At 64.9% G+C, this 25,187-nt stretch carries 19 protein-coding genes, 2 tRNA genes and 2 rRNA genes; 15 read left to right on the top strand and 8 right to left on the bottom strand.

Going from position 1 to position 25,187, the window contains the following annotated elements:
* Positions 1-150: 150 nt before the first annotated feature.
* From ACF3M1_RS14730 to ACF3M1_RS14690, 9 genes are all read left to right on the top strand, one after another.
* Positions 151-531, top strand: a complete 381-nt coding sequence (locus ACF3M1_RS14730) for a hypothetical protein (RefSeq protein ID WP_394001884.1) — start codon at positions 151-153, stop codon at positions 529-531.
* Positions 532-550: 19 nt separating this feature from the next.
* Positions 551-1,348, top strand: a complete 798-nt coding sequence (atpB, locus tag ACF3M1_RS14725) for a F0F1 ATP synthase subunit A (protein ID WP_394001882.1) — start codon at positions 551-553, stop codon at positions 1,346-1,348.
* 79 nt (positions 1,349-1,427) lie between these two features.
* Positions 1,428-1,718, top strand: coding sequence for a F0F1 ATP synthase subunit C (gene atpE / locus ACF3M1_RS14720; protein ID WP_394001880.1), 291 nt, complete (start codon positions 1,428-1,430; stop codon positions 1,716-1,718).
* Positions 1,719-1,828: 110 nt separating this feature from the next.
* The gene (locus tag ACF3M1_RS14715; RefSeq protein WP_394001878.1) at positions 1,829-2,299 is read left to right on the top strand and encodes a F0F1 ATP synthase subunit B; all 471 of its coding nucleotides are present in this window, start codon (positions 1,829-1,831) and stop codon (positions 2,297-2,299) included.
* 5 nt (positions 2,300-2,304) lie between these two features.
* The gene (locus ACF3M1_RS14710; RefSeq protein WP_394001877.1) at positions 2,305-2,832 is read left to right on the top strand and encodes a F0F1 ATP synthase subunit delta; all 528 of its coding nucleotides are present in this window, start codon (positions 2,305-2,307) and stop codon (positions 2,830-2,832) included.
* A 52-nt stretch (positions 2,833-2,884) separates the two neighbouring features.
* Positions 2,885-4,435, top strand: coding sequence for a F0F1 ATP synthase subunit alpha (gene atpA, locus ACF3M1_RS14705; protein ID WP_394001875.1), 1,551 nt, complete (start codon positions 2,885-2,887; stop codon positions 4,433-4,435).
* A 121-nt stretch (positions 4,436-4,556) separates the two neighbouring features.
* Positions 4,557-5,417 (top strand): F0F1 ATP synthase subunit gamma, encoded by an 861-nt coding sequence (gene atpG / locus ACF3M1_RS14700; protein ID WP_394001873.1) that lies wholly within the window; start codon positions 4,557-4,559, stop codon positions 5,415-5,417.
* Positions 5,418-5,547: 130 nt separating this feature from the next.
* On the top strand, positions 5,548-6,969 hold the full coding sequence (gene atpD, locus ACF3M1_RS14695; RefSeq protein ID WP_394001871.1) for a F0F1 ATP synthase subunit beta: 1,422 nt from the start codon (positions 5,548-5,550) through the stop codon (positions 6,967-6,969).
* A gap of 134 nt (positions 6,970-7,103) precedes the next feature.
* A complete protein-coding gene (locus ACF3M1_RS14690; RefSeq protein ID WP_394001869.1) occupies positions 7,104-7,529 on the top strand; it encodes a F0F1 ATP synthase subunit epsilon in 426 nt (141 codons plus the stop codon).
* Between the two features lie 272 nt (positions 7,530-7,801).
* On the opposite strand, the gene ACF3M1_RS14685 is transcribed toward ACF3M1_RS14690, so the two are convergent.
* A complete protein-coding gene (locus ACF3M1_RS14685; RefSeq protein WP_394001867.1) occupies positions 7,802-8,185 on the bottom strand; it encodes a GtrA family protein in 384 nt (127 codons plus the stop codon).
* 132 nt (positions 8,186-8,317) lie between these two features.
* Between ACF3M1_RS14685 and glmU the strand changes: the two genes are divergently transcribed.
* A complete protein-coding gene (gene glmU, locus ACF3M1_RS14680) occupies positions 8,318-9,682 on the top strand; it encodes a bifunctional UDP-N-acetylglucosamine diphosphorylase/glucosamine-1-phosphate N-acetyltransferase GlmU (RefSeq protein ID WP_394001865.1) in 1,365 nt (454 codons plus the stop codon).
* 14 nt (positions 9,683-9,696) lie between these two features.
* Here glmU and ACF3M1_RS14675 read toward each other — a convergent pair whose 3' ends face one another.
* The 7 genes from ACF3M1_RS14675 to ACF3M1_RS14645 all read right to left on the bottom strand — a co-directional run bounded on the left by ACF3M1_RS14675 (position 9,697) and on the right by ACF3M1_RS14645 (position 17,551).
* Positions 9,697-11,013, bottom strand: a complete 1,317-nt coding sequence (locus ACF3M1_RS14675) for a sensor histidine kinase (protein ID WP_394001863.1) — start codon at positions 11,011-11,013, stop codon at positions 9,697-9,699.
* 1 nt (position 11,014) lies between these two features.
* Positions 11,015-12,358 carry a sigma-54-dependent transcriptional regulator gene (locus ACF3M1_RS14670; RefSeq protein WP_394001861.1) on the bottom strand — a complete coding sequence of 448 codons (1,344 nt, stop codon included), beginning with the start codon at positions 12,356-12,358 and terminating at the stop codon, positions 11,015-11,017.
* A gap of 147 nt (positions 12,359-12,505) precedes the next feature.
* Entirely contained in the window at positions 12,506-13,729 is a 1,224-nt protein-coding gene (locus tag ACF3M1_RS14665; protein WP_394005288.1) for an ABC transporter permease, read from the bottom strand.
* A gap of 127 nt (positions 13,730-13,856) precedes the next feature.
* Positions 13,857-15,167, bottom strand: a complete 1,311-nt coding sequence (locus ACF3M1_RS14660; protein ID WP_394001859.1) for an ABC transporter permease — start codon at positions 15,165-15,167, stop codon at positions 13,857-13,859.
* 85 nt (positions 15,168-15,252) lie between these two features.
* Entirely contained in the window at positions 15,253-15,966 is a 714-nt protein-coding gene (locus tag ACF3M1_RS14655) for an ABC transporter ATP-binding protein (protein ID WP_394001857.1), read from the bottom strand.
* 47 nt (positions 15,967-16,013) lie between these two features.
* Complete coding sequence (locus ACF3M1_RS14650; protein WP_394001856.1) at positions 16,014-16,214, bottom strand: hypothetical protein; 201 nt, start codon at positions 16,212-16,214, stop codon at positions 16,014-16,016.
* Between the two features lie 14 nt (positions 16,215-16,228).
* On the bottom strand, positions 16,229-17,551 hold the full coding sequence (locus ACF3M1_RS14645) for an efflux RND transporter periplasmic adaptor subunit (protein WP_394001854.1): 1,323 nt from the start codon (positions 17,549-17,551) through the stop codon (positions 16,229-16,231).
* Positions 17,552-17,824: 273 nt separating this feature from the next.
* Here ACF3M1_RS14645 and glmS point away from each other — a divergent pair, with 273 nt between their 5' ends.
* The 5 genes from glmS (at position 17,825) to ACF3M1_RS14620 (ending at position 25,113) form a co-directional block, all read left to right on the top strand.
* Entirely contained in the window at positions 17,825-19,657 is a 1,833-nt protein-coding gene (glmS, locus tag ACF3M1_RS14640) for a glutamine--fructose-6-phosphate transaminase (isomerizing) (protein ID WP_394001852.1), read from the top strand.
* 559 nt (positions 19,658-20,216) lie between these two features.
* Positions 20,217-21,761 (top strand): 16S ribosomal RNA (locus ACF3M1_RS14635).
* Positions 21,762-21,832: 71 nt separating this feature from the next.
* Positions 21,833-21,909: transfer RNA gene (locus tag ACF3M1_RS14630), tRNA-Ile, on the top strand.
* A 3-nt stretch (positions 21,910-21,912) separates the two neighbouring features.
* Positions 21,913-21,988 (top strand) — tRNA-Ala (locus ACF3M1_RS14625).
* A gap of 241 nt (positions 21,989-22,229) precedes the next feature.
* Positions 22,230-25,113: ribosomal RNA gene (locus ACF3M1_RS14620) — 23S ribosomal RNA — on the top strand.
* The 16S and 23S rRNA genes sit together here with 2 tRNA genes alongside, the layout of an rRNA operon.
* Positions 25,114-25,187: the final 74 nt, after the last annotated feature.

The raw sequence follows: 25,187 nt of genomic DNA, 5'->3' as shown, positions 1-25,187 counted from the left end.
TGCCGGATCACGCCAGCGCGGGTCGTGACGGCGCCGGGCGGGCCGGGACGTCCGCCAGTTGTCCCGTGGGAGACACCGCTGCTATACTTTTGCGGCTCGACGGGGCCGTTTCGATGGCCTCGCGACCCTCCAACGACCCAGGATCCTGATGTGTTGACGTCCGTCGCTGCGGGTCGGCGACTGGCACAGCGCGCAATCGCCTGGCAGGCGGTCGCGATCGCCGTGACGGCGCTGGCCTTTCTCGCGAAAGGCGCGGTCTGGTCGCTGGCCGCCGGGCTCGGCGGTGCGGCCATCGCGGTCGGCGGCTGGTTGTCGAGCGTGATCGCGCTCGGGGGTGGGGTCAATCCTTCGGGCGGCGCGCTGGCGCGTCTGCTCGCGGGTGTGGCGCTGAAGTGGGTCGTGGTGGTGGCAGTGCTGTTGCTGGGTGTGGGAGCCGCGGGACTTCCGCCGGTGCCGATGCTCGCCGGTGTCGTCGTCGCGCTCGTCGCACAGTTGATCGCGATGGCCTCCGGCCACGCACCGAATCGTTAACAGGCAGGATTCCAGAGCTATGGCGGCTGACGCGGAACTCACCCCAACCAGCTACATCCAGCATCACCTGCAGAACCTGACGTTCTCGACGGGCGAGGGTGGCTTCTGGACCCTGCACCTGGACACCTTCATCACCGCCGTGCTGATGGGCGGCCTGATGGTGCTGATGTTCTGGATGGCCACGCGCAAGGCGACCGCCGGCGTGCCGGGCAAGTGGCAGGCGTTCGTCGAGATCTGCCTCGAATTCGTCGACAAGCAGGCCCGTGACACCTACCACGGGACCAGCAAGCTGGTGACGCCGATCGCGATCACCCTGTTCTTCTGGATCCTGCTGATGAATCTGCTGAAGATGATTCCGGCGGATTTCATCGCCAAGCCGCTCGAACTGATGGGCGTGGGCTACTGGAAGCCGGTGCCGACCGCCGACGTCAACGCGACGCTGGGCCTGTCGATCAGCGTGTTCTTCCTGACGGTGTTCTTCGCGCTGCGCGCCAAGGGCGTCGGCGGCCTGACCAAGGAATTCCTGTTCGCGCCGTTCGGCAAGTGGATGGTGCCGTTCAACCTGATCCTCAACATCGTCGAATGGCTGAGCAAGCCGATTTCGCTGGCGATGCGACTGTTCGGCAACATGTTCGGCGGCGAGATCGTCTTCCTGCTGATCTGGGTGCTCGGCGGTGCCGGCATCCTCGGCATGCTCGGCGGCGGCGTGCTCGGCCTGGGCTGGATGCTGTTCCACCTGCTGGTGATTCCGCTGCAGGCCTTCATCTTCATGATGCTGTCGATCGTCTACCTCAGCCTGGCCGAGGACGACCACTGACCGGCAGCACCGCGCGACCCGCTTCCGTTCCACCCTTCCCGCTTCATCCTTAACACTGCAATCCGTTCCGGAGAAAACAATGGAAATCGCACTGACCTCGTTCGCCCAGATCCAGGCTTCGACCGTTCTCGCCATCGGCATCATGATCGGCCTGGCCGCGCTGGGCGCGGGTCTGGGTCTGGCCATCATGGCCGGCAAGTTCCTCGAGTCGGCCGCGCGCCAGCCGGAGCTGATCCCGGTGCTGCAGGTCCGCATGTTCATCACCGCCGGCCTGATCGACGCCGCGTTCATCATCTCGGTCGCAGTCGGCCTGCTGTTCGCGTTCGCGTCGCCGTTCATCGGCCCGGTCGCTGCACAGATCGGCGGCTGATCCACGCCCGGCGTATCCACGGTGCGGTCCATGCCCGGCATGACCGCACCGCTGGATGACAGGGGGCATGTCCGCATGCCCGACCCTTCACGACAGGCAGTCCCACGACCATGAGCCTCAATCTCACCCTGCTAGCCCAGGCCCTGGCCTTCGCCGCGCTGATCTGGATCATCGCGACCAAGATCTGGCCGCCGCTGCTCAACGCCATCGAAGAGCGCCAGAAGAAGATCGCCGAAGGTCTGGCCGCCGCCGACAACAGCCAGCGTGCGCTGGCCCAGGCGCAGGAAACCGCCAACGAGGAACTCAAGGCCGCGCGTGCGAAGGCCAACGAGATCATCGAGCAGGCGCACCAGCGCGCCAACCAGCTCGTCGAGGCCGCCAAGGCCGAGGCGGTGACCGAAGGCCTGCGCCAGAAGGCGCTGTTCGATGCCGAACTCCAGGCCTCCGCCACGCGGGCCCGTGAGGACCTGCGTCGCCAGGTCTCGATGCTGGCCGTCACCGGCGCCGAGCGTCTGCTCAAGCGCGAGATCGATGCCAACGCCCACAAGGCGCTGCTCGACGAACTCGCTGCGGAGATCTGAGCCCGATGAGCCAGGCCATGACGATCGCCCGCCCGTACGCCCGTGCCGCGTTCGCGATCGCTCGCGACGACGGCCAGTTCGCGGCCTGGTCCGACGCGCTGGCATTCGCCGCGCGCGTCGCGGCCGATCCGCAGGCGGCCGCGCTGCTCGGCCACCCGGCGCTGTCGCATGACGACGCGGTCGCGCTGGTCGCGCCCGACGGCGCCGGCGACAAGCTCGCCGGCTTCCTGGCCTTGCTCGCGGAGAACGGCCGTCTCGCCGCGCTGCCCGAGATCGCCGGTCTCTACGAGGAACTGCGTGCCGAAGCCGAGCACGTCGTGCTCGCCAAGGTGACGTCGGCCTCGGCGCTGCCCGAAGCCGAGGTCGAGCAGATCCGCGCCGCGCTCAAGCGCCGGTTCGGCCGCGAGGTGCAGGTCGAGACCGCGATCGACGAGCGGCTGATCGGCGGCGCGGTGATCGCGGCCGGTGACGTGGTGATCGACGGCTCGCTCAAGGGCAAGCTGGCGCGCCTGCAGTCCGCTCTGACGCACTGACACGATTTTCAATTGCAACGTCGGCGGCAACGCCGGCTCAAGGGAACCCCCGATGGCTACCACGCAACTCAATCCTTCCGAGATCAGCGAGCTGATCAAGACCCGTATCGAGAAGGTCAAGCTGAGCGCCGAATCGCGCAACGAAGGCACCGTGACCTCGGTCGCCGACGGCATCGTGCGCATCCACGGCATCGCCGACGTGATGCAGGGCGAAATGATCGAGCTGCCGAACAACACGTTCGCGCTGGCCCTCAACCTCGAGCGCGACTCGGTCGGCGCCGTGGTGCTGGGCGATTACGAGCAGCTGCGCGAAGGCGACGTGGCCAAGACCACCGGCCGCATCCTCGAAGTGCCGGTCGGCCCGGAGATGCTGGGCCGCGTGGTCAACGCACTCGGTGAGCCGATCGACGGCAAGGGCCCGATCGACGCCAAGCTGACCGCGCCGGTGGAGCGCGTCGCGCCGGGCGTGATCTGGCGCAAGTCGGTCGACCAGCCGGTGCAGACCGGCTACAAGTCGGTCGACGCGATGATCCCGATCGGCCGTGGCCAGCGCGAGCTGGTCATCGGCGACCGCCAGACCGGCAAGACCGCACTGGCGATCGACGCGGTGATCAACCAGAAGTCGACCGGCATCAAGTGCGTCTACGTCGCGATCGGCCAGAAGGCCTCGACCGTCGCCAACATCGTGCGCAAGCTCGAAGAGAACGGCGCGCTGGCACACACCGTCGTCGTCGCCGCGACCGCGTCCGAGTCGGCCGCGATGCAGTACATCAGCGCTTACTCCGGCTGCACGATGGGCGAGTACTTCATGGACCGCGGCCAGGACGCGCTGATCGTGTACGACGATCTGTCCAAGCAGGCCGTCGCCTACCGCCAGATTTCGCTGCTGCTCAAGCGTCCGCCGGGCCGTGAAGCCTATCCGGGCGACGTGTTCTATCTGCACTCCCGCCTGCTCGAGCGCGCCGCGCGCGTGTCCGAGGAATACGTCGAGAAGTTCACCAACGGTGAGGTCAAGGGCCAGACCGGTTCGCTGACCGCGCTGCCGATCATCGAGACCCAGGCCGGCGACGTTTCGGCGTTCGTGCCGACCAACGTGATCTCGATCACCGACGGCCAGATCTTCCTGGAGACCGACCTGTTCAACGCCGGCATCCGTCCGGCCGTGAACGCCGGTATCTCGGTGTCGCGCGTCGGTGGTTCGGCGCAGACCAAGATCATCAAGAAGCTTTCGGGCGGCATCCGCATCTCGCTGGCCCAGTACCGTGAGCTGGCGGCGTTCGCGCAGTTCGCGTCGGACCTCGACGAAGCCACCCGCAAGCAGCTCGAGCGCGGCCAGCGCGTGACCGAGCTGATGAAGCAGAAGCAGTACGCGCCGATGTCGGTCGCGCACCAGGCGCTGACGATCTACGCCGTCAACGAGGGCTTCCTCGACGACGTGCCGGTCGCCAAGCTGCTGGCGTTCGAAGCCGGTCTGCACGCGCACTTCGACAACACCGATGGCGCGCTGGTCGAGAAGATCAACGCCTCCGGCGCCTGGAACGACGAGATCGAAGCGGCGTTCAAGAAGGGCATCGGCGAGTTCAAGACCACGGGCTCTTACTGAGCCCGCGAGATTGGATGTTCGGAATTCGGGATTAGGCACATCAGGGCTTCGTGACGGGACTGGATCGCTTTTGCGACTCCCCAATCCCCAATCCCGAATCCCCGCGAGCGGAGCGAGCTAAATGGCCGGCGGCAGAGAAATCAAGACCAAGATCAAGAGCGTGCAGAACACCCGCAAGGTGACGCGTGCGCTGGAAATGGTTTCGGCGTCGAAGATCCGCAAGGCGCAGGACCGCATGAAGGCCTCGCGGCCCTATGCGACCGCGATGAAGCAGCTGATCGGGCACCTCGCGCAGGCGAATTCCGAATTCCAGCATCCCTACCTCGTCGAGCGTGAGGTCAAGCGGGTCGGCTACATCGTCGCCTCGTCGGACCGCGGCCTGGCGGGCGGCTTGAACAACAACCTGTTCCGCAAGCTGCTCGGCGAGATCCGCGCCTGGCAGGAGAAGGGCGTGCAGGTCGACGTGGTCACCATCGGCCAGAAGGCGACGGTGTTCTTCCGCCGGCTCAAGGTGGACATGCTGGCCAGCGTCACCCACATCGGCGACACGCCGGAAGTCGAGCAGCTGGTGGGCATCATCAAGGTGATGCTCGACGGCTACACGGACGGCCGCGTCGACCGTGTGTTCCTGGCCTACAACCACTTCGTCAACACGATGACCCAGAAGGCCAGCTTCGACCAGCTGCTGCCGCTGCCGGCCGCCGAGACCAAGGTGGTCAAGCACGACTGGGACTACATCTACGAGCCGGACGCCGAATCGGTGCTCGCGCACGTGCTGACGCGCTACATCGAATCGCTGGTCTACCAGGCGGTGATGGAGAACGTGGCCTCCGAGCATGCCGCGCGCATGGTCGCGATGAAGGCCGCGAGCGACAACGCCACCAAGCTGATCGACACGCTGAACCTGGTCTACAACAAGGCCCGCCAGGCGGCGATCACCCAGGAAATTTCCGAGATCGTGGGCGGCGCAGCGGCGGTCTGACGACCGCCGACGCATTGGGAATTCGGGATTCGGGATTCGAGCAGGCAGCAGATTGCGCTCTTCCCAATCCCAGGATCCCGAATCCCCATTCCCGACACCAGATTCAACAGACATCAGTGGAGTTACCCAAATGAGTCAGGGCAAGATCGTTCAGATCATCGGCGCGGTCGTCGACATCGAGTTCCCGCGCACCGAGGTGCCGCGCGTTTACGACGCACTGACGGTCGAAGGCACCGCCGTCACGCTGGAAGTGCAGCAGCAGCTCGGCGACGGCATCGTGCGCGCGATCGCGCTCGGCTCGACCGACGGCCTCAAGCGCAACCTGGTCGCCACCAACACCGGCCGCGGCATCGCGGTGCCGGTCGGCGCGGGCACGCTGGGTCGCATCATGGACGTGCTCGGTTCGCCGATCGACGAGGCCGGCGACATCGACGCCGCGACCACGTGGGAAATCCACCGTGACGCCCCGAGCTTCGACGAGCAGGCCTCGGCCACCGAGCTGCTCGAGACCGGCATCAAGGTCATCGACCTGATGTGCCCGTTCGCCAAGGGCGGCAAGGTCGGCCTGTTCGGCGGCGCCGGCGTCGGCAAGACCGTCAACATGATGGAATTGATCAACAACATCGCCAAGGCGCACAGCGGCCTGTCGGTGTTCGCCGGCGTGGGTGAGCGCACCCGCGAGGGCAACGACTTCTATCACGAGATGATCGAGTCGGGCGTCGTCAACATCGACAACCCGAAGGAGTCGAAGGTGGCGATGGTCTACGGCCAGATGAACGAGCCGCCGGGCAACCGTCTGCGCGTCGCGCTGACCGGCCTGACGATGGCCGAGTACTTCCGCGACGAGAAGGACGAGAGCGGCAAGGGCCGCGACGTGCTGTTCTTCGTCGACAACATCTACCGCTACACGCTGGCCGGTACCGAAGTCTCGGCGCTGCTCGGCCGCATGCCGTCGGCGGTGGGTTACCAGCCCACGCTCGCCGAGGAAATGGGCGTGCTGCAGGAGCGCATCACCTCGACGAAGACCGGCTCGATCACCTCGATCCAGGCCGTCTACGTGCCCGCCGACGATTACACCGACCCGTCGCCGGCCACGACCTTCGCCCATCTCGACTCGACCGTCGCCCTGTCGCGCAGCATCGCCTCGCTGGGTATCTACCCGGCGGTCGATCCGCTCGACTCGACCTCGCGCATGATGGATCCGAACGTCATCGGCACCGAGCACTACGACACCGCGCGCCGCGTGCAGTCGACGCTGCAGAAGTACAAGGAGCTCAAGGACATCATCGCGATCCTGGGCATGGACGAGCTGTCGGAAGAAGACAAGCAGGCCGTGTCGCGGGCGCGCAAGATCGAGCGCTTCTTCTCGCAGCCGTTCCACGTCGCCGAGGTGTTCACCGGCTCGCCGGGCAAGTACGTCTCGCTGAAGGACACGATCCGCGGCTTCAAGGGCATCGTCGACGGCGAGTACGACCACCTGCCCGAGCAGGCGTTCTACATGGTCGGCACGATCGACGAGGCCGTCGAGAAGGCGAAGAAGATCACCGCGTAAAGCGGTAATCGGTGATTCGTAATTTGTGATTCGGTGAAGCGGGCAGTGACGGGATCTGAGGGAGTGAGGGCTTCGGCGTTCACGAACCGCGGATCACGAATCACGAATCCCGTTTCCGAGCGAAGCGAGGAAACATGACCACCACCATCCGTTGCGACATCGTCAGCGCCGAGGCCGAGATCTTCCACGGCGAGGCGACCATGGTCGTGGCCACCGGCGAGCTCGGTGAGCTCGGCATCGCGCCGCGCCACGCCCCGCTGATCACCCGCCTCAAGCCGGGCAAGGTCGTCGTCACCCAGCCCAACGGCGAAGTGCTCGACTTCGCGATCGGCGGCGGCATCCTCGAGGTGCAGCCGCAGGTCGTGACGATCCTGGCCGACACCGCGATCCGCGCCGACGACATCGACGAAGCCGCGGTCAAGGCGGTCAAGGACGAAGCCGAGCGCATCCTGGCCGGCCGCGGCGAAGCGATGGACGTCGCCGAGGCGCAGCAGAAGCTCGCCGAGGCCGTGGTCCAGCTGCAGGCACTCGAGCGGCTGCGCAAGACGCTCAAGCACTGACGGCCATACGACCGTGCGTTGCCCGACGACCCCGCTTCGGCGGGGTCGTCGCGTTTCGGGGCACGGTGCGCATGCGGTGCGCTGTGCGCGGAAGCGGTGCACCGCGCGCGCAAGCGCGTTCCTGCAGGACGCGCGGTGTTCCTGTCCTGGATACCGTGTGCTTCTTGTAGGCGCGCACTCGGGCGCGATGGGCATTTCGCGGACGCGCAGGGCGCCGGGTCGATGGGAATGCCGATACCGGCATCCGGCTCCGGTTCAAGGCCGTGCGTGCGTCAGCGCTTGTAGATCCAGTAACGCGAAAGCACGAAACCGACGACGCCCAGCGCGACCTCGATCGCCGGCTTCGCCAGCCAGACCCAGCGCAATCCGAGCACATCGTCGATCTGGGTCAGCGCCCAGGTGCTGAGCAGCGTGGTGCAGACCCACATCGCCATGAAGCGCTGGAACTGGGTCGCGCCGACCGCGGTGCGGTCGCTGGCGAAGGTCCATTTGCCGTTGAGCCAGTAGCCGAGCAGCGCGCCGGTGATGCGCCCCGTGACGTTCGCGGGGGCGACCGGAAGCCCCATGTGGGTGAGGCCCACGACCACGCCCCAGTCGAGCAGCCATTGCAGCAGGCCGACGATCAGATAGTCGCGGCCCTGGCGGCTCAGGCGCAAGCCCGTGCGACCGGGCCGCGGTTCGCGGGAGGAGTGGCGGAAACGCGTCATGGGGCGGCAGGCAGGCCGGGAAAGGGCGCATCCTAATCCGCGCGCCGTTAGAATTTCCTGCATTCCCGTCCGGATGTTCCCATGACCGCTCCGCTGCACGTCGTCATCCTCGCCGCCGGCGAGGGCAAGCGCATGAAATCCTCGCGGCCCAAGGTGCTGCAGCGGATTGCCGGGCGCCCGATGCTGTGGCACGTCATCGAGGCCGCGCGCGCGTTGTCGCCGGCGGGCATCCACGTGGTGCACGGCCATGGCGGCGAACAGGTGCGCGCGGCGTTCGAGGACCAGCCCGACATCGCGTGGGCCGAGCAGGCCGACCAGCTCGGCACGGGCCATGCGGTGCGCCAGGCGATGCCGGGCGTGCCCGACGGTGCGCAGGTGCTCGTGCTGTACGGCGATGTGCCGCTGCTGCGCGCCGAGACGCTGCGCCGCCTGGTCGCGATCGAGGGACGGCTGGCCGTGCTGGCCGCCGAGCTCGACGATCCCACCGGCTACGGCCGCATCGTGCGCGATTCGGAAGGCCACGTCGGCGCGATCGTCGAGCACAAGGACGCGACCGGCGAGCAGCGGCGTATCGCGCTGGTCAATACCGGCATCATCGCCGCCGAAGCGACGGCGCTGAAGCGCTGGCTCGCCAGCCTGTCGGCCGAGAACGCCCAGGGCGAGTACTACCTGACCGACGTCTTCGCGATGGCGGCCGGCGAGTACAGCGCTGCCGAACTGGTGATGGTCGACGATCCGCTCGAAGCCGAGGGCGCGAACGATCCCTGGCAGCTCGCCCAGATCGAGCGCGCCTGGCAGCTGCGCGCGGTACGTGCGCTGTGCCTGCAGGGCGCGCGCGTCGCCGATCCGTCGCGCGTCGACATCCGGGGCGAGGTGATCGTCGGCGCCGATGTGGAGATCGATGTCGACGTCGTCTTCGAAGGGCGGGTGGAGCTGGGCAGCGGCGTGCGCGTGGGCCCGTTCTGCCGGCTCAAGGACGTGGTGCTGGGCGCGGGCACCGAGGTCCGTGCGCATTGCGACGTCGACGGCATCCGCGCCGAGGGTGCGGTGACGATCGGGCCGTTCGCGCGGCTGCGTCCGGGCACCGTGCTCGCCGACGGCGTGCACATCGGCAACTTCGTCGAGACCAAGAACGCCGTGATCGGGGTCGGCAGCAAGGCCAATCACCTCACGTATCTGGGCGATGCCGAGATCGGCGCCGGCAGCAACATCGGCGCGGGCACGATCACGTGCAATTACGACGGCGTGAACAAGTCGAAGACGGTGATCGGCGACCGTGCGTTCATCGGGTCCAACGCCTCACTCGTCGCGCCCGTACGCATCGGCGACGACGCGACGACGGCGGCCGGTTCGGTGATCGTCAACGACGTGCCCGACGGCAAGCTCGCCGTGGCGCGCGGTCGGCAGTCGATCATCCAGGGCTGGACGCGGCCGAAGAAGCGCTGACGCGGCCGCACCGGTCAGGCAAGGGGCAGCACCAGCGAGACGCAGAGGCCGCCGTCCGGTCGGTTGAGCAGGGCGATCCGACCGCCGTGCGCCTCGGCGATCTCGCGCGCGAGCGCGAGGCCGAGGCCCGTGCCGTTGCGTTTGGTGGAATAGAACGGCAGCAGCGCATTCCCGAGCACGGCTTCGTTCATGCCGGCGCCGCGATCCAGGACGTCGAGGCGCCAGCCGTCGGCCGTGCGCCGCACGGCGAGCCTCACGCTTCCGGGCGCGGTTCCGGACTCGTGGGCATTGCGCAGCAGGTTCAACAGCGCCTGTTCCACCTGGCCCGCATCGAAGTGCGCGATGGCGCCCGGGTCGACGTGGCCTTCAATCTCGAATGGCACCTGCGAGGCCAACTGGTCGATGAAGGTCAGCAGCTGGACCGGATCGCGCCGCGGCGCCGGCAGCTTGGCGAACCGGGCGTAGCCGCGGATGAAGCTTTCGAGATGTCGGGCGCGTTCCTCGATCGTGGTCAGCGCTTCGGGCAGCCGCTCGAGTTGTCCGCGGCGCAGCAACTCCGCGCCGGAATGTGCCAGTGACGCGATCGGCGCCAGCGAATTGTTGAGCTCGTGGCTGATCACGCGGATGACCTTCTTCCAGGTCTGCACTTCCTGGCGACGCAGGTCGGTCGTCATCTCGCGCAGCAGCACCAGCTCGTGATGGCGGGCGTTGAGCCGGAACCGGCGACGGGACAGGTGATAGATGTCCTCGGCGTCGCCGTCGCCGACACTGAACATCCCGTCGCCCCCCGCAGCGAACGCCTCGGCCATGCTCGACGGCGCTCCGGCGAGAAGGGTGGCGAACAGTTGCCCTTCCAGTCGCCGTCCACCGCCGAAGGTTTTGCGCGCTGCGATGTTGGCGTGAACGATGCGGCCGCTCGGATCGATCAACAGCATCGCCACAGGCGTGTTCTGGACCATGGTGTCGAGCAGCAGTTCGCGCTGCACCAGCGATTGCCGCTGCGCGCGCAGGGTATCGCCCAGTTCGTTGTGGGCGTCGACGAGCTCGCGCAGCGTGCCGCGCCCCTGCCAGGACAGGCTGAAGCTGTAGTCGCCGTCGCGATAGCTGGTCACCGTGCCGGCGAGTGCACGGAACAACGACTGGGCGGGGGCGATGATCCGCCGCAACGCCCAGACCAGGCTGGGAATCGCCGCAGCGAATGCGACGCCGCCGGCTGTCCAGACCGGCAGCCAGCGCGATAAAAACAGCGCCAGTGCGATCGCCCCTGCCACGTGCAGCAGGGCGACGACGGTCAGGGTCACCGTCAGCGGCAGGCGTTGGTGCCAGGGCATGTCAGCTGCGCGGAATGCCGAGGCGGTCGAGGCGCCGGTACAGCGCCTGGCGTGACAGTCCGAGCTCCGCGGCGGCCTGCGCCAGCACGCCGCCACTGCGTGCGAGTGCGGCTTCGATGTCGGCTCGGCCAGGTTCGTCGGCGACGGGCGCAGGTGCCGCGCCCCGTGCGACCGCCGGCAGGCCCAGGTCGCCCGCGTGGATGCGCGTATCCATCGCCAGCAGTTCGGCACGCTGCATGACATTGCGCAGCTCGCGCACGTTGCCCGGCCAGCCGTGCGCGAGCAGCGCGCGCTCGGCGTCGTCGCCGAGCACCTTGCGCTCGCCGAGGAAGTGCCGCGCCAGTGGCAGGATGTCGCGCGGCCGCTGGCCCAGCGGCGGCAGTCGCAACTCGATGCCGTTGAGGCGGTAGTACAGGTCCTCGCGGAACCGGCCATCGGCGATCATCGCGGACAGGTCGGCATTGGTCGCGCTGACCACGCGCACGTGCACGCTGCGTTCGCGATTGCCGCCGAGGCGCTCGAAGCGGCCGGTCTCCAGGACGCGCAGCAGTTTCACCTGGCCCGATGGTGGCAGCGTGCCGATCTCGTCGAGGAACAGGGTGCCGCCGTCGGCCGCCTCGAACTTGCCTTCGCGTGCACGTGTCGCGCCGGTATAGGCGCCGGGCTCGGCACCGAACAGCTCGGCCTCGATCAGGTCGTGCGGCAACGCGCCGCAATTGAGCGCGACGAACGGGCCGCCGTGGACCGCCGAATTGGCGTGGAGGATCTCGGCGTACTTTTCCTTGCCTGCGCCATTGGGGCCGGTGATCAGCACCGGCAGGTGCGAGCGGGCGACCTGCAGCGCGAGCGACAGCGTCGCTTCGCTGGCGGGGTCGGCGTACACCAGGCCGCGCAGGTCGTGGCCTGAGGCCAGGCGGTCGCGCCGTCCCGCCTCCTCGCGCACACGTGCGGCGAGCTCGCGCCGCGTGGACGCCAGCTCGAGCAGCGTGTTGACGGTCGCCATCAGCTTGCCGTCGTCCCAGGGCTTGCCGAGGTAGTCCGCCGCGCCGGCGCGGATCAGGTCGACGGCGGCCTCGAGGTGTGTCCAGGCCGTCAGCAGGATGACCGGGAGATCGGCATCGATGCCGCGGATGGCATGGAACAGCGCGATGCCTTCCTCGCCCGAGGTGGTGTCGGCATGGAAATTCATGTCCTGCACGACCAGGTCGATGCCCCCCTCGCGTAACCGCGCCAGCCCGCGCTCCGGTCCGTCGGCATGCACGCAATCGAGATCGTGCAGCGAGAACAGCACGGTCAGTGCGGTCGCGACCGCCGGGTTGTCGTCGATGACGAGGATCGTGGGCATGGCGCGATTATGGTCCAAGGCGAAGGCGCATCCGCGGGCCGGGCGCGGACGATGCCGCGCGCGCCGGCATGCACGCGAGAACCGCCAGGCACGATCCGGCAGGCGGGTCGATCGCCCGGCGGTTCACGGCGATCGGCAGTGCGCACATCAGACGCTGCGCGTCGCGACGGCCGGCGGCACCGAGGCCGCGCGCCGTGCGGGCCAGAACACCGCGATCTGCCCGAGCAGCCAGAGCGCCGCCGCCCCGACGGGCAGATAGATCAGCGGCAGTCGCGGCAGTTCGTAGCGCGTCATCAGCAACTGGTTGAGTCCGTAGGCCAGCAGCATGCCGAGGACGATGCCGATCGTCGCGAGCAGGAAGTTCTCGATCTGGAAGTAGCGCACGATCTGGCCGCGGGTCGCGCCGAGCGCGCGCCGGATGCCGATCTGCTTGGTGCGTTGCTGCACCCAGAAGCTGGCCAGGCCGACGATTCCGAGTGCGGTCACCACCAGCAGCGCAATGATCACGGCAACGAGCAGCCAGGCCATCGCGCGATCCTGCCGGTAGTATTTGTCGACGACGTCCTCGAACGTCCCTTCGGCCAGGATCAGCCGGCGCTCGCTGTTGCGCTCCAGCTGCGCCACCGCGGCCCGCAGCACTTCGGTGCGCTGTTCGGGCGATGTGCGCAGGGCGAAGCGTCCCATCGTGACATCGCGCACCGGCAGGATGAGGGTATAGCCGGCCTGGGCTGGCCCGCCGTTGTCGTTCGTGCGGATGAGTCGCTCGACGATGCCGACCACGCGATGCGGCAGGTTGTCGCTGTTCCACGCATAGATGTTCTTGCCCAGAGCGCTCTCGCCGGGAAACAGCTGCTCGGCCGCCTCGCGGCTCAGGATGACCGACGGGATGTTGGCCTTGGCGTTCGGCTCGTTCATGGCCGTCCAGTCCTGGTACTCGTCCGGAGTGAAGTCGCGCCCTTCCACCAGCTGCAATCCGAAGGTGTCGATCACGCCTTCGCCAAGATAGACATTGGCACTGAGGCTCGGCATCGGCTGGTCGGGCCGCAGGTTGATCGAACTGTTCCAGGATGAATTGTCGAACGGCACGTGGTTGATGCTGCTCGCGGCCCGGACGCCGGGAAGTGCGCGCAGGCTGGCCACGTCCTGCCTGACGCGGGCAGCGGCGTCGTCGTCCTTGCCGATGCCGCCGATGTTGATGCGGACGATCTCGGCCTCCGCCAGGCCCGTGGGCCGGTCCATGCGTTGCAGGCGGTTGTCGATCAGAAACACCGCGTTGCAGATGATCGCGCACGCCAGCGCCACTTCGAGCACGATCAGGGCGGCGGCGGTCTTGTGGCGGGCCAACGTGGAAAGGATGGGGCGGATGTCCATGGCGGGCCTCGGTTTCAGCTCGGGTGCCGGGTGATGACCGGCGGATGTGGATGCTGGCGGCGACGCGGCGCGAGGCATGGACCGGCCAGCCTCGACATCGACGTCCCCGATGCGGACGTGGAGCGGATCATTGCGACTTGAGCTGGATCGCCGGCGTGACCTGCATCGCGCGCCATGCGGGCAGAAGTCCGGCCAGCAGGCTGGCACCGATCGCGAGCAGGAACGTGGTCAGCAGCATCTCGACATCCATGTGCGCCAGCGCGGCGTAGTCCGCCGGTTGTCGGCGCACCGCCCACAGGCCCAGCCAAGAGAGCGCCAGGCCGAGGAGGCCGCCCGCCAGGCCGACCGTGCCGGCCTCGACCAGGCACTGGGCGAAGATCGCGCGTCGCGTCGCGCCCAATGCCCGGCGCACGCCGATCTGGGAGGCCCGGCCGAGGAATTTCGCCAGCAACAGGCCCACGGTGTTGAGCAGGCACACCGCCAGAAACCCGAGCGCCAGCCACACCTGCAGGCGCACGTCGGCGGGCACGGCATCGTTCTCGTCCAGCCAGTCCATCACGCCGTGGAGCCGCACGTTGGTGGGGCGTTCGAACCGGCCGGCGGCGCGTTGCTGGTCGGAATAATCCACCAGGTACTGCCGGTACGCGTCCACCTTGTCGGGCGTGCCCAGTTCCACCCAGTACTGCAGCCAGGCACACGGCGCGCTGGCGCCGGTCGAGCCCTCCTCGTCCGTGCTCGAGTCGCCCCAGCAGCTCATGTCGCCACGCGTGCCGAGCTTCATCGCGCGCGAGGTCCAGAACGGAATGAAGATCTGTTCGGTTTCGTTGAAGCGGTCGTTGGTCATGTCGTAGAACTTCGGCGTGGGGCGCCAGTCGTCCATCACGCCGAGCACCCGGAACGGTGCGCCCGACACCATCAGGGTGCGGCCCACGCTGTCGGCGCCGTCGAACAGCGTGTCGTTCAATGCGGCGGAGATCACCAGCACGCGCGCCCGCGCCTCGTCGTCGCCCGCATTCCAGCCGCCTCCGTAACGGAAGGGCACATCGAACATCGGGAAGAAATCGGCGGTGGTGTAGCGCGCATCCGCGATGAAGGGATCGACCCGGCCATCCTCCGATTCCACCGCGACGCCACCCCCCGTCATCAGGGCCTGGCGGTCGGCACGCGCGTCGCGCAGCAGCGCCTCGGCATCGAAGCGGGTCATCTGCTCCGACGGATCGTCGCCAGGCGTGAAGCCGCTCATCGTGCGCGGCTCGATCTGCGGGTAGAACAGCACGCTGCTCTTGTGCGGGATCGGATCACCGGCGAGCACGTAGAACACCGTGAGCGTGGTCATGCACGCGCCGATGCCCAGCGCGATCGCCAGCACCATCAGCGCGGTGAGGACCTTGCTGTTGCGGAAGCTGCGCAGGGCGAGAGTGAGGTAGTAGCCGAACATGGCGGAATCCCGGGTGGTCGATAGCGCCCGTGGGCGCGATGCATGCGGTCGTGCGGACGTGGCGATGGCGCGCCGGCCGCGGTCGCTACGACGTCACGGCCTGTGCTTCCGTGCGCATCAGCGCCGCGGGCCTCACCACGTCACTGGCCAGGCCGTCGACGATGTGCACATTGCGCTGCGCGCGCGCGGCGAGTTCGGGGTCGTGGGTCACCATGACGATCGTCGTGCCCTGCTGGTTGATGTCCTCGAGCAGCTCGAGCACGCTGCGCGCCATCTGCGAATCGAGGTTGCCGGTGGGTTCGTCGGCCAGCAGCAGGCGCGGGCTGCCGGCGAGCGCGCGGGCGATCGCCACGCGCTGCTGCTGGCCGCCCGACAGCTCGGCCGGGTAGTGCTTCATGCGCGAGGCGAGACCGACCATGCCCAGCGCGTCCTCGATGCGCAGCTTGCGTTCGTTGGCCGGCATGCCGCGGTAGCGCAGCGGCACGTCGACGTTGTCAAACAGGTTGAGATCGGGGATCAGGTTGAAGCCCTGGAAGATGAAACCGATCTTCTCGTTGCGCAGCTTCGAGCGTGCGTTGTCGTTCATGCCGCGCACCTCCACGCCATCGAGCAGATACTCGCCGCCGGTGAAGGTTTCCAGCAGGCCGGCGATGTTGAGAAACGTCGTCTTGCCCGAGCCCGACGGGCCGGTGACCGCGACGAACTCGCCTTCGCGCACATGCAGGTCGAGCGCACGCAGCGCATGGGTTTCGACGAGTTCGGTGCGGTAGACCTTGGCGACCTGGCGCATGTCGAGCATGGGAATGTCCTGTTCGAAATCGGAGGGAAGGGCGGGCGTCGGCGCGGTCAGCGCACCTGGAACAACGTCGGCAGGTTGCTGCGCACCGGATAGCGGTGTGCGAGCGCGGTGGAAGCGGGCAGGTGCGGCAGGTCTCGCGCAGTCGCGATGCCGGGCGCGAACAGGGCCGACAGGCGGCGTGGCACCGCGTCGGCGAGATCGTCGGCGGTCCAGCCGATGGGGAACGGGCAATCGAACGGCGTCTTCATGTCGGGGCTCCTGGTCACAGGCCGGAAATGCGGATCCGCTCCGCGTTGTCGAACAGGTCGCTACCGGCGACGACGATGCGCTCGCCGGGCTGCAGGCCGGAGACGATCTCGACCGCCGACAGGCTGCTGGCGCCGGCCTGGATCGGCCGCCGCACTGCCGTGTTGCCGTCGAGAACATAGGCCGCACGACCGCCGCCCTGGTCGAGGAACGGGCCGCGCGCCACCATCAGCACGTCCGTGCGCGTGTCGAGCACGATCCGCGCCGACAGCCGCTGGTTCTGGCGCAGGCCGGGCGGCTGGTGGCCGTCGTCGAAACGCAGCCGCGCGACCACTTCACCGCCCACGACCTCGGGCGAGACCGCCGACACCTGCGCCGGATACTGCGTGCCCGCACTGCCGATCTGTGCCGGCATGCCGATCGCCAGATCGCGCGCGAAGCTTTCCGGTACTTTGATTTCGACCTCGAACACCGACAGATCGACGACCGACAGCACCGGCGCGTTCGCGGCCACGTTGCTGCTCTGGATCGCCTGCACCTGGCCGACCTGGCCGTCGAACGGCGCGCGCACCGTGAGCAGGTCCACCTGCCGGCGCATCTCGGTCACCACCGCGCGCTGGCGTTCGGCGAGCAACTGCTTGTTGCGGGTGTCGAGGCCGGCGCCGCGGCCCTGCAGGCTGACGTCCTGGCGGGCGCTTGCCACGCCGATCTCGGTCTTCTTCAGGGTGTCCTGGGCCTTGGCCAGATCTACCTGGGCCACTGCGCCGCCGTCGAACGCGCGCTGATAGCGCTGCAGATCGCGCTCGGCGGCGGTGCGGTCGATCTCGGCCTGGTCGAGTTCCTTGCGTGCCGCGGCGCTGCTGAGCTGCGCGTCGAGTGCGGCGCGGCCGGCTTCGGCTTCGAGACTCGCCAGCGTGGTCTCTTCCTGCGCCAGCTTGCTGCGCAGTTCGGGGCTGTCGATCTCGGCCAGCGCCTGGCCGCGCTCGACCTGGTCGCCCGCGACGACCTTCAGCGTGACCGTGCCGCCGGAGATCGCGTACAGCGTGGGGCTGTTGGCGGAAATGACCCGGCCCTCGGCCGCGATGTCGCGAGTGAGATCGCCGCGCGTGACCTCGGCGATGCGCAACCGCGATGCATCCACCGAGCTGCCGCCGCCGGCCCAGCCCGACGCCACCCAGACCGCGATCAGCAACAGGACGAGGCCCAGGCCGCCGACCATCGCCCAGCGCCGCAGGTGGCGCGCGCCGGATCCGGTATCGGCGTGACGCGTGTCCTGGCCGGACGTGTCGCGGATGCCGGAGGGGCGGGGTCGCGGGGCGGGGGTGGGCTCGATGGACATGGACGCGATCGGTCAGGAAGACACGAGGGTCTTACGCACGGACCGTGCCATCTCCAAGTCGTTGATCTGTATGGGACGTTGATCGTATGCGTCGTGTCCGCGCGCGACGCGGACGGCCGCGCGGACACCGTGCCCCTCGACGATGTCCGCCGGACGGCGCGTCATCCTGCCCATGTGAGCCGCGGCCGAACCGATGCCGGCAGGCCCATCGCCCAGCGGGAGGATGCGCATCGCACGCCGCTAGAATGGTCCACTGAATTCAGGAGCAACGTCATGTGCGGAATCGTGGGTGCGATCGCGGGTCGCGATGTGGTCCCGGCTCTCATCGAGGGCCTCAAGCGTCTCGAGTACCGGGGGTACGACTCGGCCGGCATCGCCGTCGCCACCGCCGACGGACTGCGCCGCGTGCGCCGCACCGGCCGGGTGTCGGAGATGGAAGCCGCCGCGGCCAAAGAGGATTTCCATGCGACGCTCGGCATCGGCCACACCCGCTGGGCCACGCACGGCGGCGTGACCGAACACAACGCGCATCCGCACATCAGCCACGACAGCCTCGCGCTGGTGCACAACGGCATCATCGAGAACCACGAGGCGCAGCGCGAACGCCTGACGCAGCTCGGCTACGTGTTCGAATCGCAGACCGACACCGAGGTCATCGCCCACCTGATCCATCATCACCAGTCGCAGGGGCTGGATCTGCTGGCCGCGCTGCAGGCGTCGACTGCCGAACTCGAAGGCGCGTACGCGCTCGCGGTCATCGACCGCAACGAGCCCGACAGGATGGTCGTCGCGCGCATGGGCTGCCCGCTGCTGGTCGGCCTGGGCGACGGCGAGAACTTCGTCGCGTCCGACGTGTCCGCGATCCTGCAGGCGACGCGCCGGGTGATCTTCCTCGAAGAGGGCGACACGGCGGTGCTGGCCCGCGACGGCGTGCAGGTCTACGACGGCACCGGCGGCGAGGTGGTCCGCGAGGAACACCTGTCGGACGTGTCGCTGGCCTCGCTCGAGCTCGGCCCGTACCGCCACTTCATGCAGAAGGAAATCCACGAACAGCCGCGCGCGCTGGCCGATACGATCGAGGCGATCATCGATGCGGCCGCATTCGAATCCACCCTGTTCGGGGCGGACGCCGATGCGGTGTTCGACGGCATCGAGGGCGTGCAGATCCTCGCCTGCGGCACCAGCTTCTATGCGGGCTCGGTCGCGCGTTACTGGATCGAGGCGATCAGCGGCCTGCCGTGCTCGGTCGAGATCGCCAGCGAATACCGCTACCGCAAGGCAGTGGCCAATCCGAAGCATCTGATCGTCACGATCTCCCAGTCCGGCGAAACGCTGGACACGATGGAGGCGCTGAAATATGCCCGTTCGCTCGGCCACGACCGGACGCTGTCGATCTGCAACGTGCAGGAGAGCGCCATACCGCGTGCGAGCCGGCTGGTGTTCTACACCCGCGCCGGCGCCGAGATCGGTGTGGCCTCGACCAAGGCGTTCACGACCCAGCTCGTCGGCCTGTTCGCTCTCGCGGTCACACTGGCCAAGCGCAACGGACGCCTCGACAGCGAGCAGGAGGCCGGCTACATCGAGGACCTGCGTCAGCTCCCCGGCAGCGTGCAGCATGCGCTGAACCTCGAGCCGCAAATCGCCATGTGGGCCGAAAAGTTCACGCCCAAGCAGCACGCGCTGTTCCTCGGCCGCGGTGTGCACTATCCGATCGCGCTGGAGGGTGCGCTCAAGCTCAAGGAAATTTCCTATATCCATGCCGAGGCCTACCCGGCGGGCGAGCTCAAGCACGGGCCGCTGGCGCTGGTGGACGCGGACATGCCGGTCGTCGTGATCGCACCGAAGGACGCCCTGCTCGAGAAGGTGAAATCGAACATGCAGGAGGTGCGCGCGCGCGGCGGCGAGTTGTTCGTGTTCACGGATGCCGACAGCAACTTCAGCGCCTCCGAGGGGGTGCACGTGATCCGCACGCCACGCCATGTCGGTGTGCTGAGCCCGATCGTCCACACCATCCCGGTCCAGCTGCTGGCATATCACACGGCTCTGGCGCGCGGCACGGATGTCGACAAACCGCGGAATCTGGCGAAGTCGGTCACCGTCGAATAGCCCGGTTGCGCAGATCGCCCTGAACACGTCCGCGTATTCAGGGCGATCGAGCAAATTTTCGTGTCACCCTCTTTGCAAATCCGTTTCAGCTGTGCATAATTCGCGCCCCGCACGGCGGGCTGCTCTTCGGGGCGGCGAGTCGGGCGGGGGATGAGGAGGTCGAAAACGCGTTTCACGCGGTGTTGACAGACTCGGAAGCCGCGGTAAGATGTGCGGCTCGCTTCGACGAAAAGGCCTTCGGGTCGGACGCTGAAGCCGGCAGAAATCTTCCCCTCACCGGGTGTTGACGAAAGCCAAAACCGCGCTAGAATGGGCGGCTCGCTTCGGAGGAAACGACGAAGCAGTGGGAAGCAGGCGCTGAGGCCGCTTCCGCAGATCTTTGACAGTGTGCGCAGGATACTTATGCGGACGTCTGGCTGGTGGTGTTAGTCCATTAGCAGACGTTCTAGAAAGAGCAAGAAAGATTCAAAAGCATGCAAATGCTAGTGAGTAGTTCGAGTTCTGGAAAAGACGACTGCACTCGAAGCATTAGATGTCACTTCGGTGATGTCGAAAATTTTAAGTGAAGAGTTTGATCCTGGCTCAGAGTGAACGCTGGCGGCAGGCCTAACACATGCAAGTCGAACGGCAGCACAGAGGAGCTTGCTCCTTGGGTGGCGAGTGGCGGACGGGTGAGGAATACATCGGAATCTGCCTATTTGTGGGGGATAACGTAGGGAAACTTACGCTAATACCGCATACGACCTACGGGTGAAAGCGGAGGACCTTCGGGCTTCGCGCAGATAGATGAGCCGATGTCGGATTAGCTAGTTGGCGGGGTAAAGGCCCACCAAGGCGACGATCCGTAGCTGGTCTGAGAGGATGATCAGCCACACTGGAACTGAGACACGGTCCAGACTCCTACGGGAGGCAGCAGTGGGGAATATTGGACAATGGGCGCAAGCCTGATCCAGCCATGCCGCGTGGGTGAAGAAGGCCTTCGGGTTGTAAAGCCCTTTTGTTGGGAAAGAAAAGCAGTCGGTTAATACCCGATTGTTCTGACGGTACCCAAAGAATAAGCACCGGCTAACTTCGTGCCAGCAGCCGCGGTAATACGAAGGGTGCAAGCGTTACTCGGAATTACTGGGCGTAAAGCGTGCGTAGGTGGTTTGTTAAGTCTGATGTGAAAGCCCTGGGCTCAACCTGGGAATTGCATTGGATACTGGCAGGCTAGAGTGCGGTAGAGGGTAGTGGAATTCCCGGTGTAGCAGTGAAATGCGTAGAGATCGGGAGGAACATCCGTGGCGAAGGCGACTACCTGGACCAGCACTGACACTGAGGCACGAAAGCGTGGGGAGCAAACAGGATTAGATACCCTGGTAGTCCACGCCCTAAACGATGCGAACTGGATGTTGGGTTCAATTAGGAACTCAGTATCGAAGCTAACGCGTTAAGTTCGCCGCCTGGGGAGTACGGTCGCAAGACTGAAACTCAAAGGAATTGACGGGGGCCCGCACAAGCGGTGGAGTATGTGGTTTAATTCGATGCAACGCGAAGAACCTTACCTGGCCTTGACATGTCGAGAACTTTCCAGAGATGGATTGGTGCCTTCGGGAACTCGAACACAGGTGCTGCATGGCTGTCGTCAGCTCGTGTCGTGAGATGTTGGGTTAAGTCCCGCAACGAGCGCAACCCTTGTCCTTAGTTGCCAGCACGTAATGGTGGGAACTCTAAGGAGACCGCCGGTGACAAACCGGAGGAAGGTGGGGATGACGTCAAGTCATCATGGCCCTTACGGCCAGGGCTACACACGTACTACAATGGGAAGGACAGAGGGCTGCAAACCCGCGAGGGCAAGCCAATCCCAGAAACCTTCTCTCAGTCCGGATCGGAGTCTGCAACTCGACTCCGTGAAGTCGGAATCGCTAGTAATCGCAGATCAGCATTGCTGCGGTGAATACGTTCCCGGGCCTTGTACACACCGCCCGTCACACCATGGGAGTTTGTTGCACCAGAAGCAGGTAGCCTAACCGCAAGGGGGGCGCTTGCCACGGTGTGGCCGATGACTGGGGTGAAGTCGTAACAAGGTAGCCGTATCGGAAGGTGCGGCTGGATCACCTCCTTTAGAGACAAGGCTGCATCGCTTGTCCAGGCGTCCTCATAAGTAACCTGCACGATTGGTAATCAAGCAAGACTGGGTCTGTAGCTCAGGTGGTTAGAGCGCACCCCTGATAAGGGTGAGGCCGGTGGTTCGAGTCCTCCCAGACCCACCACTTGGGGCCTTAGCTCAGCTGGGAGAGCACCTGCTTTGCAAGCAGGGGGTCGTCGGTTCGATCCCGACAGGCTCCACCATTCTTGATTGATGAGATACCGATCGCTGCGCACACATCAGATTTGAATGGTGCCGGGCATTGTGGCCCGACACCGGTTCTTTGAAAAATAGGGAAGTAGCGAGCGTCTGAGACAAGAACTCATACGTGTCGTGTGGCTAAGGCGGGGACCTCGAGTCCCTAGTAAATTGAGTCGTTATATTTGCGTCGATGCTTTGTACCCATCGACAGAAGTATGGCTCCGAGGCAACTTGGGGTTATATGGTCAAGCGAATAAGCGCACACGGTGGATGCCTTGGCGGTCAGAGGCGATGAAGGACGTGGTAGCCTGCGAAAAGTATCGGGGAGCTGGCAACAAGCTTTGATCCGGTAATGTCCGAATGGGGAAACCCACCTCTTAGGAGGTATCGTGCAGTGAATACATAGCTGTACGAGGCGAACGCGGTGAACTGAAATATCTAAGTAACCGTAGGAAAAGAAATCAACCGAGATTCCCTGAGTAGTGACGAGCGAACGGGGAACAGCCCAAAAGTCGATATGGTTCTAGCAAAACGGTCCTGGAAAGACCGGCCATAGAAGGTGATAGCCCTGTATGCGAAAGGGCCATATCGATGAAAAATGAGTAGGGCGGGGCACGAGAAACCCTGTCTGAATATGGGGGGACCATCCTCCAAGGCTAAATACTCCTGACCGACCGATAGTGAACCAGTACCGTGAGGGAAAGGCGAAAAGAACCCCGGAGAGGGGAGTGAAATAGACCCTGAAACCGTGTGCGTACAAGCAGTAGGAGCCTCGCAAGGGGTGACTGCGTACCTTTTGTATAATGGGTCAGCGACTTATTGTTCGTGGCAAGCTTAACCGTATAGGGGAGGCGAAGGGAAACCGAGTCTGATAAGGGCGCATAGTCGCGGGCAATAGACCCGAAACCGGGTGATCTAGTCATGCCCAGGGTGAAGGTTGAGTAACATCAACTGGAGGCCCGAACCCACTCCCGTTGCAAAGGTAGGGGATGAGGTGTGATTAGGAGTGAAAAGCTAATCGAACCCGGAGATAGCTGGTTCTCCTCGAAAGCTATTTAGGTAGCGCCTCATGTGAATCTTCTTGGGGGTAGAGCACTGTTATGGCTAGGGGGTCATTGCGACTTACCAAACCATTGCAAACTCCGAATACCAAGACAGACTGCATGGGAGACACACGGCGGGTGCTAACGTCCGTCGTGAAAAGGGAAACAACCCAGACCCACAGCTAAGGTCCCAAATTATCACTAAGTGGGAAACGATGTGGAAAGGCACAGACAGCCAGGAGGTTGGCTTAGAAGCAGCCACCCTTTAAAGAAAGCGTAATAGCTCACTGGTCGAGTCGGTCTGCGCGGAAGATTTAACGGGGCTAAGTGATAAACCGAAGCTTGGGGTGCACATATTTATATGTGCGCGGTAGAGGAGCGTTCCGTAAGCCGTCGAAGGCAGATTGAGAAGTCTGCTGGAGGTATCGGAAGTGCGAATGCTGACATGAGTAACGATAATGGGGGTGAAAAGCCTCCACGCCGAAAGCCCAAGGTTTCCTTGCGCAACGTTAATCGACGCAGGGTGAGTCGGCCCCTAAGGCGAGGCAGAAATGCGTAGTCGATGGGAAGCTGGTTAATATTCCAGCACCTCGCATAAGTGCGATGGGGGGACGGAGAAGGTTAGGTCTACCAGGCGTTGGTTGTCCTGGGGAAAGGCGGTAGGAGTGGGTCTTAGGCAAATCCGGGACCCTTTAACTCCGAGCACCGAGACGAGCTCATTAGAGCGAAGTGACTGATACCACGCTTCCAGGAAAAGCCCCTAAGCTTCAGCTTATGCAGACCGTACCGTAAACCGACACAGGTGGGTAGGAAGAGAATTCTAAGGCGCTTGAGAGAACTCGGGTGAAGGAACTAGGCAACATAGCACCGTAACTTCGGGAGAAGGTGCGCCCTTGATCGTGGCCCATGCGGGCTACAGCGATCGGGGGCCGCAGTGACCAGGCCGCTGCGACTGTTTATCAAAAACACAGGACTCTGCAAACACGAAAGTGGACGTATAGGGTCTGACGCCTGCCCGGTGCCGGAAGGTTAATTGATGGGGTCAGCCGCAAGGCGAAGCTCTTGATCGAAGCCCCGGTAAACGGCGGCCGTAACTATAACGGTCCTAAGGTAGCGAAATTCCTTGTCGGGTAAGTTCCGACCTGCACGAATGGCGTAACGATGGCGGCGCTGTCTCCACCCGAGACTCAGTGAAATTGAAATCGCTGTGAAGATGCAGCGTTCCCGTGGCAAGACGGAAAGACCCCGTGAACCTTTACTATAGCTTTACATTGAACGTTGAGTTCGTCTGTGTAGGATAGGTGGGAGGCTATGAAACCCTGGCGCTAGCTGGGGTGGAGCCAACCTTGAAATACCACCCTGTCGTGCTTGACGTTCTAACCTAGGTCCGTTATCCGGATCGGGGACCATGTATGGTGGGTAGTTTGACTGGGGCGGTCTCCTCCCAAAGAGTAACGGAGGAGCTCGAAGGTACGCTCAGCGCGGTCGGACATCGCGCACTGTGTGCAAAGGCATAAGCGTGCTTGACTGCGAGATCGACGGATCAAGCAGGTAGGAAACTAGGACTTAGTGATCCGGTGGTTCTGTATGGAAGGGCCATCGCTCAACGGATAAAAGGTACTCCGGGGATAACAGGCTGATACCGCCCAAGAGTTCATATCGACGGCGGTGTTTGGCACCTCGATGTCGGCTCATCACATCCTGGGGCTGTAGTCGGTCCCAAGGGTATGGCTGTTCGCCATTTAAAGTGGTACGCGAGCTGGGTTCAGAACGTCGTGAGACAGTTCGGTCCCTATCTGCCATGGGCGTTGGAGATTTGAGAGGGGCTGCTCCTAGTACGAGAGGACCGGAGTGGACGAACCTCTGGTGTTCCGGTTGTCACGCCAGTGGCACTGCCGGGTAGCTATGTTCGGAAGCGATAACCGCTGAAAGCATCTAAGCGGGAAGCGCGCCTCAAGATGAGATCTCCCGGGAGCTTGACTCCCCTGAAGGAACCATCAAGACCAGGTGGTTGATAGGCTGGGTGTGTAAGTACAGCAATGTATTGAGCTAACCAGTACTAATGATCCGTGCGGCTTGACCATATAACCTCAAGTTGCTTCTAACCGAAGCATCCTTGGCCAACGACACGAATGAGTCGTCTAAAATGTTCGCTACT

Origin of the sequence: Luteimonas sp. WGS1318, assembly GCF_043187535.1 — a bacterium.
GTDB lineage: Bacteria > Pseudomonadota > Gammaproteobacteria > Xanthomonadales > Xanthomonadaceae > Luteimonas.
This window is presented reverse-complemented; position numbering and strand designations above follow the sequence as displayed.